Source organism: Roseibium sp. (genome assembly GCF_051016195.1).
Classification (GTDB): domain Bacteria; phylum Pseudomonadota; class Alphaproteobacteria; order Rhizobiales; family Stappiaceae; genus Roseibium.
This window is the reverse complement of record NZ_CP134616.1, coordinates 5,052,867-5,067,182: the sequence shown is the minus strand read 5'-3', so window position 1 is coordinate 5,067,182 and position 14,316 is coordinate 5,052,867. Positions and strand designations below refer to the sequence as shown.

Here is a 14,316-nt window from a genome sequence, read left to right as displayed (position 1 = left end):
AGTTGAACGGCCGAATCGCGGATTCGGCTCTCGGCCGAAGGCAACTGGTCCTGCTGATCGCCGTGGTAGCGTCATTGGCTGGACTGGTTGTCGGCTTATCGGCAAACAAGGCGATCTGGGAAGGCTGGGTGACGGACCGGCTGTTCCAGATCCGTGCCAGCTTCTTTCAACAGGGCCCGCCCGCTTCTTCTCCGGTTGCGGTCGTGGGCCTGGATCAGTTGTCGCTTGATTCGGAACGTCTTTCCCGGATACCACGTGTACTGATGACCCCGGTCATGGCCGAGGCAGGTCAGGCCGTGCTCGACGCGGGGGCGACTGCTCTCGGCTTTGATTTTGTTTTTGCCTACAGCGCCGACTCCTTTGTTGATCCGAGCACCGGTGAGGCGCGATTGAGCGGTTTTGACCGGCCATTCCAGAGTTTCGCCTACAGGAACAGGGGCAAGGTCTTCATCGCGCACACGGAAATCGGTGTTCCTCATCGCAGTTTCACCGCGGCGATCGGAGCAGGCGGCGTGCGTTCGGTGATTGTATCCACCGACAACGACGGCATCGTGCGCAAACATACGCCTCAGCTTCCGCTTGCCGAATCGCCGCATCTCATCGACGCCCTTTTATCGGCGGCCGGCGCAGACATATCGGAGGCTTTCGTATCGATACCCCCATCGAGACTGGCGACGTCGCTCCCCTACATGTCCCTGATTGATGTTCTTGACCTCAGTCAGAGTGAGGAGGGACGCGCCAGACTGAAGGAGTTTTCGGCTGGTCGGATTGTTCTTTTCGGCGGTCTGTTGCCCTTCGAGGACGAACATCTGTATTCCGACCGTTTCCTGCCCCACGACACCGATGATGCCGTTGAAACGGGACCTGGCGGCAGGCCGAGAGTTCAACCGCAGACCGCAGGCGTTTTCATTCTGGCCGATGTGATTGGCGCAGCTCTTTCGGACCGGTTTGCCGTGGCGCCGCCACCGGGGGTTCTGACAGCATTGTCTGTCGTCTTTGCAATTGCCGGCGCCGTTGCCGGCCTCTTCTTCCCGCTTATGATTTTGCCGGTGATCGCGGTCGTCGGCGTTGCAGCCGGTCTTGGCCTGAGCATGGCCGGTCTTGAGACCGGCATCCTTCTCGCACCGGGTGTCGCCCCGGTCAGCTGCGTCATGGCGATGGTGACTGCCGCGGTCGGCAAGGTCAGCATCCTGCAACGCCGGCAGAGATCGCTTGTCAGACTGTTCGGTCACTACCTTGCGCCCGACGTCATCAGGCACATGGCGACCTCTGAGGAGCTTCCGGAACTTGGCGGAGATACAAGGCATGTGGTGGTTGCCTTTATCGACATTGTCGGCTTCACGAAAATGTCCGAAAAGCTCGCCGACAGGGACGTGGTCCGCGTGGTCAATGCCTGTTTCGACAGGATCGGACAAACGATCACGAAACATCAGGGCTACATCGACAAATACATCGGCGATGCGATCATGGCGGTCTGGAATGCACCGAACACGGTCGACAATCCGGAACAGGCAGCGGTTGATGCCGCGCATGAAATCATCGGGAGCCTTGACGAGATAAAACAGATCACGGGCGAAGCGGAACTGGATCTCAGGATCGCGCTGAATGCCGGCCCGGTTCTGGTTGGCGATATCGGCGGTGAGCACCGCCGGTCCTTCACCGTCATGGGTACAACCGTGAATACGGCCAGCAGGGTCGAATCTGTTGCCAAGGACAAAAAGGTTCGCCTGGCGCTCAGCCAGTCGGTCGCAGACGGCCTGCCCACGCGTTATCCGCTGGAGGAGATCTGGACCGGTCAACTGCGGGGACTAAGCACTAAAATATCGGTTTTCACCCTGGATGTGCCTAAAATATACATGGAAAAAACCAAGAAAGACGTTCCGGCGGAAAAAGGGCGGCAAAATTCGAACCTTGTCGAATTCCCCCGTTGATCGCTTTGCGCGCTGTTTTGGCCGCGTGTTTTTTGCATCTGACGGGTTCATCCGGCATGATCGGCCTTGCAACTGAAAATAAAGAGAAACTGCTGTAGCCTGGTCACTTGAAACTGAAGTTCGGCTCATTTTGCAGCGGGCTTCGAACGACCTTCAGATTCAACAAGGTGACTAGCAAATCTATGTTTCTAATGCGGTTTACGAATTTGAAGTTCGCTTCGGAGAGCGCAGAAGCAATGATGCGAACTTCAAATTCACCGCACTAGGGTGAGCGATGGTTCAGTGGTCGGACAATAACAGCCACGGTGCACACAGGCCCGAATTCGACCGGACGGTGATCCGCCCTGCGGGCAAACCTGCTGCGCCTCCACCCAGGCCGCCAGACCCAACGCCTCCACATCCACCCAAGGCAAAGGCGGAAAAGCGTGCGAGTTCACCCTTCCTGATGTACGGGATACTCGCGCTGTCCTTTCTGGTTATTGGCGGCGGCATTGGTGGTATCGCGCACCTGATTTCCTCCGGTGCGATCTCGCTTTCAGCACCACAGCAGATTGCAGGTCGGACAGAGGATCCACTGCCTGCCGCTTCGATCGACCCGGATCAGGTCCCTGTTGATGACGATGACACGTCCGTCGAGCGGAAGGTCGAGACTGGTGGTGCCGACAATGCGCAGGTTGCCGACGATGCCACGGTCGAGGATCTTGACGTTCCTGCAGACCCGTTTTTTGACATGGCCGTGTCGGCCGTCATTCCGCTGGCCGGCGATCCGGTTCTGCTGAGCGACGGTGCGTCGGCGGAGCGCATTCAATTGTCGGAACGCGCAATTCCGGAAAGTTCGAAGTCCAGCGGCGTGACAGCTTTGCCGTCGTTGAGTGCATTCGTCCTGGACAGCAGGATGCTGAACGACGATGGCGACCTTGTCATCCGGGCGCCCGGCAGCGAGGCTGACTTTCAATTCGGAAACTTTGGCGGTGGTGAGGAGTCCGATGGACTGGTCGTTGACGAACCGGAGGCGGGCGACGACGGCGGGACATCTGATCTGCCGGTGTTTCTGAAACCCTCAACGGATACGCTCGATCTCTACCTTACGGAACGTCCGATCGGGCAGGGGCCAGGCCGCATCGAGCTGCGCAAGGCGATCACGAAAACCGTGCCGATCGGAACCCTTCTGAAAGACAACGGATTTGATGAAGACGTTTCAAAAAGGCTTCAGGACTTCATCCAGGAAGAGTTTGACCGATCCGATTTGATCGCGGGCGACAAGATCGCCGTGCGCGGTGTACGTATGCCCAATCGACTTGGCCGCATTGGAGACTATTACAGGCCCGTCCAGCTGTCTCTCTATTCAGCTGATGGCTATGTCGGGACTGCGGCTTATTCGGCCACACGCGAGGGAGAGGGATACATTCACGGCGCGGATCCCTGGTTTGGAAAAGAGATTGTTCAGGATAGGGTGGCAGCCGATCAGAGCGGAGGCGCTGGAAAGACGCACCGGTTGATCGATGGCCTTTACGCGACCGCGGTTCGCAATGCGGTTCCCGCATCGATTGTCGGGGAGGCTATTGCCTATCTTGCGCCGACGACGGATCTGAAAAGGGCCATCAAACCGGACGAGCGGTTCACGCTGGTATTCACCGACATGGCGCGGGACGAGAAACGTGGTGGTGGACGCGTACTGTTTGCCGGGGTCCGGAAAGGGGACAACTGGTCTGTGCGCTGCTACGTTCTAAAGGCGCCCGGGAACCGGGGATTCGCGTGTGTGAGCGAGGGTGGCAAGATCAGCCTGTCCGGCGCCATGCTGGTGCCTGTCAAAGGGGTTCTGACGTCGAAATTCGGGATGCGCTTCCACCCGATCAAGAAAGTGTCCCGGCTGCATGCCGGCGTGGATTGGGCTGCACCCACCGGCACACCTATTCGCGCTGCGTTTTCCGGCAAGGTCACCTACAAGGACGTGCGTGGCGGCTATGGCAATTTCATCGAATTGACCCACAAGGACGGCATCACCAGCCGGTATGCGCACATGCATGAATATGCCGATGGCATCGAGCTCGGATCGGTTGTCCAGGCCGGAGACCTGATCGGCTATGTCGGCACGACCGGATTGTCCACGGGCCCGCACCTCCATTTCGAGATCCGCCAGCGAGGTGAACCTGCTGATCCGTTATCGTTCGAGATGGAAACCGGCGCAGATGCTCCCCAGTCCGTTGCGAGCAAGGATCTGAAGGCCTATCAGGGCGTTATTGGCGAGGTTCTGTCGGGAAGCCAGTAAGGCGCTCAACAGCCAAGTTTGCAGCCGAGCGGCAATGGTGCCTGACCGGGTCAGGCTGACACATCTGACTTCCGATTCGGACATCCAGGGAAAATGGCGGCGCCGGAGCACCGCCACACATGCTGGCGGCGCGCGTTATGCGTCGCCTGTTGCAATCTCCAAGCCGTCTTCTCCCGCAGTGATTGCCACGGAAGCCAGTTCCTCTCCGTTCATTTGCGCGGTCAGGAATGCTCTGGAGAGCTTCGGCAGGAGGTCGTTGGTCAGGATGTTGTCGATCATGCGCCCACCGCTGTCCGGGTCGCGGCAAAGCGAAACGATATGGGCGATGACATCGTCCCCGAAGGTCAATTCCGCGTCCCTGTTCTGCTTCACGCGCTTGACGATGCGGTTGAGCTGCAGGCGGATGATGAAGCCGAGCATGGACGGCGATAGCGGATAATAGGGGATTGTCACGATACGACCGAGCAATGCCGGCGGGAACACGTCGAGGAGAGCCGGGCGCAAGGCTTCGGCGAGTTGCTCCGCATCGGGCGCGTTCGGGTCGGTGGCGGCAAGATCCGGGTCGCTGGAAACAGGAGCGTCCAGCATGTGGCTCGCGGCATTCATGATGATTTCCGTGCCGACATTCGATGTCAGCAGGATCAGCGTGTTGCGGAAGTCGATCTTGCGGCCCATGCCGTCTTCCATCCAGCCCTTGTCAAAGACCTGGAAGAAGATTTCGTGGACATCCGGGTGCGCCTTTTCCACTTCGTCGAGAAGCACGACCGAATAGGGTTTGCGGCGGACCGCTTCCGTCAAACGTCCGCCTTCGCCGTATCCGACATAGCCCGGAGGCGCGCCCTTCAGACCCGAGACGGAATGGGCTTCCTGGAACTCCGACATGTTGATCGTGATCAGGCTGTCCTCGCCGCCGTAGAGCGTTTCGGCGAGCGCGAGCGCGGTTTCCGTCTTGCCGACGCCCGACGGGCCACACAGCATGAAGACACCGATTGGCTTGTCCGGGTTGCCAAGCTGGGCACGGCTCGTCTCGATCCGCTTGGCAATCATCGCCAGGCCGTGCGCCTGACCGATGACACGCTTGTTGAGGCTGTCCGTCAGGTTCAGAATTGTCGCCATCTCATCCTGCACCATCCGGCCGACAGGAATGCCGGTCCAGTCCGAAATGATGCTCGCGACAGCTTCATCGTCCACATAGGCATAAACCATGCGCTCGTCTTCCGGAATTTCCGAAAGTTCCGCGCGTTTTTCGTGGAGTGCCGCGCGAATTGCGTCTTCGTCTTCCAGGTCGACACCGAGATCGAGTTCAATGTCATCGATCGAGACAAGAGCCGTGCCATCATGCTCGGGATCCTCGATCTCCGCGCTTTCCGGGTGAGGCGCGGGATCACCACCCTTGAGCTGTGACAGGGCAGCATTCAGGCGGCGAATGGCAGCGACAAGGCCGCGTTCGCGCTCCCATTCCTCCCTGACCGTCTCAATGTCGCGCTCCGTGTCTTCGATCGCCTCGTTGAGCGCACCCAGCTGTTCCTGATGCTCCATTCCAAGTTCGGTATCGTTCGTGAGAGCGCTTTTCTCGGTCTCGAGAAATCCCTTTCGTGCAACGAGGTCGGACAGTTTGGCGGGCTGTGCTGCTTGCGAGATATTGACCCGGGCAGATGCCGTATCCAGAACGCTCACCGCCTTGTCGGGCAGTTGCCGGGCCGGGATGTAGCGATGGGAGAGCGAGACCGCGGATTTGACGGCGCTGTCCAGAATACGCACCTGATGGTGTTCTTCCATGGGGTCGAGCAGGCCGCGCACCATGGCGAAGCACTTTTCCTCATCCGGCTCATCGACCTGCACCGGCTGGAAACGGCGTGTGAGGGCAGGGTCCTTTTCAAAATGCTGGCGGTACTCCGACCATGTCGTGGCCGCGACGGTGCGCAGCGTCCCGCGTGCCAGCGCCGGCTTGAGCAGGTTCGCGGCATCACCGGTTCCCGCGGCGCCTCCGGCACCGATCAACGTGTGTGCTTCGTCGATAAACAGGATTGTCGGCACGATCGAGGCGTGCACGGCGTCGATGACGGCGCGAAGCCGTTTTTCGAATTCGCCTTTCATGGAGGCCCCGGCTTGCAGCAAACCAAGGTCGAGCGCACACAGACGTGTTCCAAGAAGGGCGGGAGGGACGTCGCCGGCAACGATTTTTTGGGCAAATCCCTCGACAATGGCGGTTTTGCCGACGCCTGCCTCGCCGGTAAGGATGGGGTTGTTCTGGCGGCGGCGCATCAGGACATCGATGACCTGACGGATTTCCTCGTCCCGGCCGACGATGGGGTCAAACTCCTCGGCGCGGGCGCGTGCGGTAAAGTCGACCGTGAACTGGGAAAGGGCATCTTCTCCAACGCCGCTCCCGGGTGCCGCTTCCGCGGCCTCGCCGCCTGGTGCTGCCGCAGCTTTCGGACCGGAACCGTCGATCGGACGCGCTCCGACTTCACTTGAAGTCCCGGCAATCTTGTCGAGGTCGCGCACGAGCACGTCCCGGTTCAGTCCCTCCAGCGCGGGTGAATAACTGCGGAACTGGCGCCAGGTCGTCTTGTCGCCCATCGCTGCGATCAAGACATATGCGGACCTGATTTTGTAGTCGCCGTAGCGCAGCGTACCTTCGAACCAGGCTCTCTCGAGTGCTTCCTGGAACGGTGTCGCCATGGACGGAAGCTCGGTCTGATTGATCTTCAGGTCGCCAATGGACTTTTGCAGGTCGCCGTGGACGTCGCCGACATCAATGCCGAAATGGCGCAGAATATGGACGAAGTCGGTGTTTTCATCGCGCGCGAGATAATAGAGCCAATGCAGAATCTCAAGGTGCCGGTGACCGGAGCTCTTGGTGAGCCGCATGGCTTTTTCGAGACAGTCGTAGCTGACTGTCGTGAGTTTGTTGGCAACTGTTTCAACCAGAATGTCACTCATGGAACCGGCCTTTCAAATTTGAGACCTATTGATAAACGGTGGTATGCCGACGAACCGGGCGAAACCGGGTATCGGTCAACATTTCTTCTTGATCTTCTAGGGTGTCTTCGTCTTCAGGGGCCGCCTCGACCGGCTTCAGCCAACCGATATGGCCGAGCGTTGCGGAGCTGCTGCTGTCCATCCTGACGGAAGAGGCGCATCTTTTCGGAAGTGCGAGTTCGATTTCGTACTCGATCTCCAGTCCAAGATAGAAATCGATGAGATCGAAGAGCTGTTCCGTCCAGGGATTTGGTCTTGTTCGCGTCGGCGGCAAAAACTTGCGGTATTCCTCAAGCGAGTTTGTGAAGATCCGGATCCGGATCTTGTCGCTGACACTGTAGACCTTGGAGCCGACGATCGTGTCCATGCCGAGTTGCCCGGCACCGCCCGGACCAAATCCCCCGATGCTGAGCTGATCATCAGGATCAAGGTGAAGCCAGGTGCCGACGCACTGGTCAATCTCGACTTCGACACCGAAGCCCCCGGTGATCAATGCTTTCAGGCGCGCTGCGCTCTTGACCTTGGAAGAGGTCAGACCGGCAAACAGCAGTTTCAGCCGATCGTCGATCCGGTCCAGTTCCTGGTAGACGGGGCTGCCTATTCCGATGCTGGAACCGAGGTAGGATAGAAAGCGGTCATCGTCTGGCCGGTCGTGCTGCACAATCGGCCGGGCGTCCGCCCAGGCCCGGAAAAACAACTGCACGAAGCGATTGTTGAAGACATCCAGGAACCGAGGAAAACTGTCGTCGCCGCGCAGTCCGCGCACAATGGCCTCGTCGGTATAGGCCGACGGCAGGGCACCATGCGGTCCCAACAACCCCAGAAACCGCTCCAGCAGAACGAGGCCGTCATCCGCATCGCGGGTTGCGCGTTCAATTGTGGACGTTGCGAACTCGCCGGTCGGGTCCTGTCCGAACCGGACAATGTCCTCCATTGTCCGGCGGCTCTTGCCGATACGCGGTGGTGCCGGTTCATCGAGCTTCTTCGGTCCCATGCCGGACTGCGCGCCATCCGGTCCGGTCTGGCCTTCAAGCATGCGCAGTACGGCCAGGAGATCGTGCCCGCCCGGGTGCTTTTGCACACGGTCGCTCAAGGCGGCAAGCAGGGAGGCGAATTGCTGCTGGACCGGAACTTCTATCCTGGCTTCTTCAACCGGCTCCTGTTCCTGTTCGTCCGCTGCATCCAGATCCGGCGGCGGCGCATCATCCGTTTTAGAAACCGTTTCTTCGTCTTGAGTTTCTTCGGGTTCCAACGCTGCCGTTTCGGAAGAAGGAGGCGCTTCTATCGCGTGCGACAAGGTTGCGTCGGGCCGCTGGTCTTCCTCTGCTTGGGATGTAGTGTCTGTATCGGCATCAGGGGTGATATCCGGAAACGCGGCAGTGTCCTCATTCTCATGGACAGATGTTTCCTCGGGGCCTGATGGCGTTTCCGGCCAGACAGTTGGATCTGTCGCCACCTGCACGATTGTCTTGTCGGCAGCCTGCTTTTTGTTTTCAGGCACGACTTTCGTCTTCTCGTCGTTTTCGTCGGCGTCGCTCATAGGATGCCTCTTGCCCCGATCCTGGGAGGCCATCTCATGATCACGCCGCGTTCCGTCGTTGCAATCACGCATTGGGTGAAATGATTGATCGACGCGTATTCCGCAATGAAACGGTCCAGGACGGCGCCCATGAGAAATGCGCTTGCCCCTTCGAACGCCTTGTCGTCGAGCGTGATCGTCACCTCCAGCCCGCGTGCGACGCCGGTTCCGGACTTTTGCTGCAGGCGCCGCACCACCGGTCGCGTCGATACCGAACGCACCGATTGGGCCTGCCGATCAGCCGCGTTGTCCGCGAGCGGTGCAAACAGGCTCAGTACATCCCTGAAGGATCGGCCATCCTGGCCCGCAGCATCATGCACCAGCCCCGTATGATTTAGCGCAAGCACGTTGATCAGCCGCCACGCAATCGCCCCTGCATGGCCTTCTTCTCCGAGCCTTTCATTGTAGGAAATGAGCGGAGGGCGCGGCTGCGTCGGACCTGCGACGCAATCGACTTTCAAGCTGACGTCTTCAAGGATGCGGAGATCTCCGATCGACGACTTCTCCGGGTTCGTTCCGACGGGAAGTTCCGCCGCCAGCGCCCGGTTGGATGCCATCACTTTCAGCGACAATTCCGCCAGCCGCTTGTTTCCGCTTTCCAGAAGCGCCGCAGCCTGCGCGCCGCTCGATATCATGATGAACGTTTCCGTGCCGATGTAGGAACTCGGCTGCATTCTTCTCAGTTCGCTGGAAGATTGCCTGCGGGGCAGGCGCCTTATTGTATAAAACCATTCGTGGCCGGCTTTTTCCGTGTCCGGTGCGACGCTGTAAAGCGGTTCCACGGAACGTTTTTCACCGCCTGAGAAATGCGCATTCACTTCTGTTACGGAGTGAATTTCGTAGTCGAGGGGACGGGTGCGATCAGCGATGACGGCAAACTCATGCTGTCCCTTCTTGATCGGTACCCGGTCGGTTGCACGCTCGAAAAGATTGACTGCCGGCGCAGTGTGGAGTGCGAATATCTTGTCCTCGACATGAGAGGGCAGGCGCGAATCTGCCTCGTCGAACACGAACACGACCTCGAACGACTTTGCGTTTACGCGGTCCAGATACTTCCTCATTCCCGTCAGGCGAAACCCCAGGAAGCTGCGTGGAAAGTTGAAATAGTCCCGCAAGTGGTCGAACCCGACAAACAGTCTTCTGTCGTTGCGCAGCAGCGCATCGTCTTCGTCGAAGCCGAGTTGTGTGACCGCGTCGACCGGAAAGCGCTGCAGCGTTGTCTGTCCGAACGCATCTTCCGTGCGCAGGTAGACCGCGATCGTATGGCCGAAAATCTGCTCGTACACCTTCGCGGCAAGATCAAGCGGGCCGACAAGCTGTATCGGCAATTCATCTATGCGGCAGCCGGCAACCTGATATTCCGGCTTCTTCAGCGCTTCGTCATCTGAAACCTCCAGTTCCGGATCCTCGGCCATCCGGTGAGTCAGCTTGATTGAAAGGCCTGCGCGCACGCGGCGATCCTCGGCCATCGCGGCTCCGAGGCCGGACACCTGGGCAGCGGAACTCAGATACTTTGCGCCAGTCAGTTGCAGGGGCGTAAGGACAATCGGGGAGGCGAGCGTAAACCGGCATCTGACCTCGCCTTGACGCTCCCGAAACACCGCTTCCATCGGGGCGTGCCTGTCGATCTTGATCCCTGAACGGAGGTTGGCGTCGCCGTATTTGGGAGTGACGCGGGCCAGCACCATGGAAGGTATGGGGGCCAGGGCCGATGGATACAATTGTTCGAAAAGGTTGGAGGTGAATTCGGAAAATTCGTGTTTCATCTTGAGTTGAACACGAGCCGAAAGAAAGGCTGTGCCTTCCAGCAACCCGGACAACATGGGGTCGGACCGGTCCTCCAGGAGGCCGCCCAGCCGCTCGGCGACAGCCGGGTAGGATTCGGCGAACGCGGCGCCCTGCTCACGCAGATAGGTGAGTTCCTGATTGTAAAGGTCCAGAAATTCGCGGTTCATGAAGTCGCCCCGATGATCTTGATGCGTCCGAATGCCGGGTCGACATCCGCAATGAATTCACTGCCGATACGAACGGGGTCGCACCGAATTTCAGCCTTGATCAGAAACCTGACTTTGAAGGTGTCGCTCTCGATCGCGTCGTCCCGAATGACTTGAAGTGACCGGGGGTCCATGCGCGGCTCGAAACGGATAAGGGCTTCACGGATATCGTCTGCCAGCCGGTCGATCTTGATCGAGTCGACCACATGCACGGACAGGTCGGGAAGGCCGTAATTCAGAATTGAATTCTCGACTTCCGGAAAGTCGGAAAGGTTCTGGGTGGAGTTCAGGTTGACGGTGTTCAACAGAGCCTGAAGATCACGCCGTACTTCCGACAACAGCGTCTGTTCGGTGACACCGTAACTTCTGGAAAGCCGTCGCCCGGACTTGAGGTTCTTGTCCTTGCTGTCATCTTTCTGGCGCTCTTGAGCAGCTTTGTAGTCCGGGTCGTCCATCGCGCGGAAAGCCCACATCAAAGGCGCGTGAATCTTCACAGTTGATTTTGCCATCGGCAATGCCCAGGAAGTAGCTGCTGTCAAGGAATTCCGGGGGGAGCAAGACGCGGTGCATCTTCGATCTGTTTGAATGGAGCCCCCAAAAAGAGAACGGCTGCCGCCCGACGGGGCGCCAGCCGTTTCGGCGAATGCCTTACTTCTTTTCGGCCGCTGCGATGTCCCAGGCGAACTCGGGCGCTGCGCCCTTGGAGCCGTCCTTGCCCTGTTCGGTGTAGATGATCTTGTACTCACCGAAGTTCACCGAGCCTGTCGCGGTGAGCCGGTCTTCGGATCCTGCACCGCCCGTCTGGTAACTCGAGATGATAAGGTCGGTCATTTCGATCTTGAGATACTCCAGCTGAGTGTCGCCGGCGGCCTTGCGGCAGCACAGGTATCCCTTCGGAATGTGTTTTCCGGTCGTCAGGTGCTGGAGCAGGGGCGGCGTAGCCTTGTCTACATACATGGTCCAGGTCAGGTCCTGAAAATGTGCTTTACCACCACCGGAACCGGAACCCATGTGGGTCGTCGCGGACTGGGACGCACCCCAGGACCAGGACAGAACGTCGATCTCGTCCTTGTGGGACTTGTCCTGGGATTCACCTTTGATGCCTTCAAGCTTCAGAAAAAAATCAACAGCCATTTTGAATAATCCTCTTTGTGTTCAGACCGGTAATTGCCCGGTTCTGTGTTTCCAATACTTGCATCTAACTCAGACCTTATGGTCCGAACCCCTGAGCGCTTTCGCGTCTCTTTAAGACCTCCACCCGGTTGTCCCGGGCCGCACCCTTTCTGGATGCGTGCCGTTCGGACGGGCAGGCGCCCGAACGGCATTCTCGTTGATCAGTTTCCGTCTTGCGGAATGCGTGAGGCAAGGCTCATGCCGATATCCATGCCTTCAAGCTGATAGTGCGGACGAAGGAAGAACTGGGCCCTGTAGTAGCCGGGGTTTTCTTCGTCCGGAACAATCGTCACTTTTGCCTCGCGCAGCGGTTTGCGAGCCTTGGTCTCCTCGGTCGAGTTGTCCGGATCACCGTCGACATAGTCCATGATCCAGTCGTTCAGCCAACGCTGCAGCTGCGGCGCTTCCTTGGTCGACCCGATCTTGTTGCGCACCATGACCTTCAGGTAGTGAGCGAACCGAGTGGTTGCGAACATGTAGGGCAGGCGTGCGGACAGGTTGTCCGAAGCCGTTGCGTCCTTGCCGTCCGGACCCGAGAACTGCCGCGGTTTGAAGACCGACTGCGCACCCAGAAAGGCCGCCTGATCGGTGTTCTTGCGGTGGATCAGCGGGATCAGGCCGAGGCGCGAGATCTCATGTTCGCGGCGATCGGAGATCGCGATCTCGGCCGGACACTTCTGGTCTACGCCACCATCGTCGGTTTCGAACACGTGTGTGGGAAGTTCCTCGACCAGACCGCCGCTTTCCACGCCGCGGATGCGAACCGTCCAACCGTATTCCTTGTAGGCACGGTTGATGTTGGTTGCCATTGCATAGGCCGAGTTCATCCACCCATAGTTGTCGTGACTGTCCTCACCGAATTCCTCCTCGAAGGCGAACTCTTCGACCGGATCGGACTTCGCACCGTAGGGCTGGCGAGCCAGCACGCGCGGCAGGGAAAGTCCCAGGTAACGTGAGTCTTCGGACTCGCGCAGCGTGCGCCACTGGGCGTGAATTTCAGTGTCGAACACCTTGGACAGGTCGCGTTTCGTCGGAAGTTCGGTCCAGCTTTCCATCTGCATGAGCTGCGGATCGGCTGCCGCCAGGAACGGTGCATGTGCCGCCGACGCGATCTTCGACATTCCGCGAAGAACCGTGATGTCCTGCGGGTCGTACCCGAATTCATAGTCTCCGACCAGGCATCCGTAGGGCTGACCGCCAAGCTGACCGAACTCAGCTTCGTAGATCTGCTTGAACAGGGGGCTCTGGTCCCATTTGGCACCGCGGTAGCTTTTGAAAACCCCGGCAAGTTCCTTCTTGGAAACGTTCAGGAACTGAAGTTTCAGCGACGCATCGGTCTCCGAATTGTGCACCAGGTAGTCGATGCCGCGCCACGCGCTTTCCAGTTTCTGGAAGGAAGGCGCATGAATGATCTCGTTGACCTGCGACGTCAGCTTTTCGTCCAGCTTTGCGATCATCTCGTCGATCGTGTCATACACGTCGTCCTTGATGAGCGCCTGGTCCGAAAGTGCTTCCGAAAGAAATGTCGACATCGCGTTATCGACAAGTTCGTTGGCCGTTTCATTTTCGCTCTTGATGCGGAAGTTCTGCTTCAAAATGGAAGCAAACTCCTCTGGGCTCTTTTCACCTGCAGCTTCCGCAGCAGCCGCGCCACTCGTTTGAGCGCTTGTGTCGGTGTTGCTCATTTATGCCTCCTCTTTGTCCCCGTCCTCGGCACCATCGCCTTTTGTAGCGGTGGTTTCGGCTTCCATCTTCTGAGCAAGGGCCTGCATCAGGGCCGGATCGCGTGTCAGTTCCTCGAGCTGGCTGATCGCCTGAACCCGGCCGTCCATCATCGTGCGCAGGGCGGCAAGACTGTTGCGCGCATCAAGAAGCTTTTTCAGCGCCGGCACCTGTTCGGCAACTTTGCCCGGGGTGAAATCGTCCATGTTCTTGAACTTCAGCTGAACGCTCATCTTGGTGTTTTCTTCACCCGAGAGCTTGTCTTCGACCGTGAACGACGTTCCCGGTTCAATCGCCTCCATGCGCTTAGAGAAATTGTCCATGTCGATATCGAGAAATTTGCGCTCATCGACGTCGTCTTTTTCGACGCCCGGGGTATCGCCTGAAAGGTCGGCCATGACCCCCATCACGAAAGGCAGCTCGACCTTCTGTTCCGCATCAAACGGATCTTCGTAGAAGATGTGCACCCTCGGAGGTCTGTTACGCTTGATAAAGCCTTGCCCGCTATTTGATGCCATTTTACTTGCCTTTCGTGTTTCTGACCTCAGAAAAAAGATCGAATATTGTCAAAAATCTGCAGAGCGTAGAATAGGTTGCGACGTTGTTTGCCATTCATCGTGTCTGATGAAATTATATTTACTGCGATTGCCGCTGAATTGAAGT

At 58.4% G+C, this 14,316-nt stretch carries 9 protein-coding genes; 2 read left to right on the top strand and 7 right to left on the bottom strand.

Annotation, left to right across the window (positions count from 1 at the left end; all coding sequences use genetic code 11):
- Positions 1 to 2 precede the first annotated feature (2 nt).
- Both RDA78_RS23105 and RDA78_RS23100 read left to right on the top strand, forming a co-directional pair.
- Positions 3 to 1,931, top strand: a complete 1,929-nt coding sequence (locus RDA78_RS23105) for an adenylate/guanylate cyclase domain-containing protein (RefSeq protein WP_434052116.1) — start codon at positions 3 to 5, stop codon at positions 1,929 to 1,931.
- 274 nt (positions 1,932 to 2,205) lie between these two features.
- The gene (locus tag RDA78_RS23100) at positions 2,206 to 4,200 is read left to right on the top strand and encodes a M23 family metallopeptidase (protein ID WP_434052115.1); all 1,995 of its coding nucleotides are present in this window, start codon (positions 2,206 to 2,208) and stop codon (positions 4,198 to 4,200) included.
- 135 nt (positions 4,201 to 4,335) lie between these two features.
- Here RDA78_RS23100 and tssH read toward each other — a convergent pair whose 3' ends face one another.
- From tssH to tssB, 7 genes are all read right to left on the bottom strand, one after another.
- Complete coding sequence (tssH, locus tag RDA78_RS23095; protein WP_434052114.1) at positions 4,336 to 7,146, bottom strand: type VI secretion system ATPase TssH; 2,811 nt, start codon at positions 7,144 to 7,146, stop codon at positions 4,336 to 4,338.
- A 25-nt stretch (positions 7,147 to 7,171) separates the two neighbouring features.
- Complete coding sequence (tssG, locus tag RDA78_RS23090; protein ID WP_434052113.1) at positions 7,172 to 8,725, bottom strand: type VI secretion system baseplate subunit TssG; 1,554 nt, start codon at positions 8,723 to 8,725, stop codon at positions 7,172 to 7,174.
- Positions 8,722 to 10,719 carry a type VI secretion system baseplate subunit TssF gene (gene tssF, locus RDA78_RS23085; RefSeq protein ID WP_434052112.1) on the bottom strand — a complete coding sequence of 666 codons (1,998 nt, stop codon included), beginning with the start codon at positions 10,717 to 10,719 and terminating at the stop codon, positions 8,722 to 8,724. The genes tssG and tssF overlap by 4 nt, the downstream gene beginning before the upstream one ends.
- A complete protein-coding gene (tssE, locus tag RDA78_RS23080) occupies positions 10,716 to 11,267 on the bottom strand; it encodes a type VI secretion system baseplate subunit TssE (protein ID WP_434052111.1) in 552 nt (183 codons plus the stop codon). Before tssE ends, tssF begins: the two co-directional genes overlap by 4 nt.
- A gap of 139 nt (positions 11,268 to 11,406) precedes the next feature.
- Entirely contained in the window at positions 11,407 to 11,892 is a 486-nt protein-coding gene (locus tag RDA78_RS23075) for an Hcp family type VI secretion system effector (protein WP_434052110.1), read from the bottom strand.
- A 200-nt stretch (positions 11,893 to 12,092) separates the two neighbouring features.
- On the bottom strand, positions 12,093 to 13,616 hold the full coding sequence (tssC, locus tag RDA78_RS23070) for a type VI secretion system contractile sheath large subunit (protein WP_434052109.1): 1,524 nt from the start codon (positions 13,614 to 13,616) through the stop codon (positions 12,093 to 12,095).
- On the bottom strand, positions 13,617 to 14,171 hold the full coding sequence (gene tssB, locus RDA78_RS23065) for a type VI secretion system contractile sheath small subunit (protein WP_434052108.1): 555 nt from the start codon (positions 14,169 to 14,171) through the stop codon (positions 13,617 to 13,619).
- Positions 14,172 to 14,316: the final 145 nt, after the last annotated feature.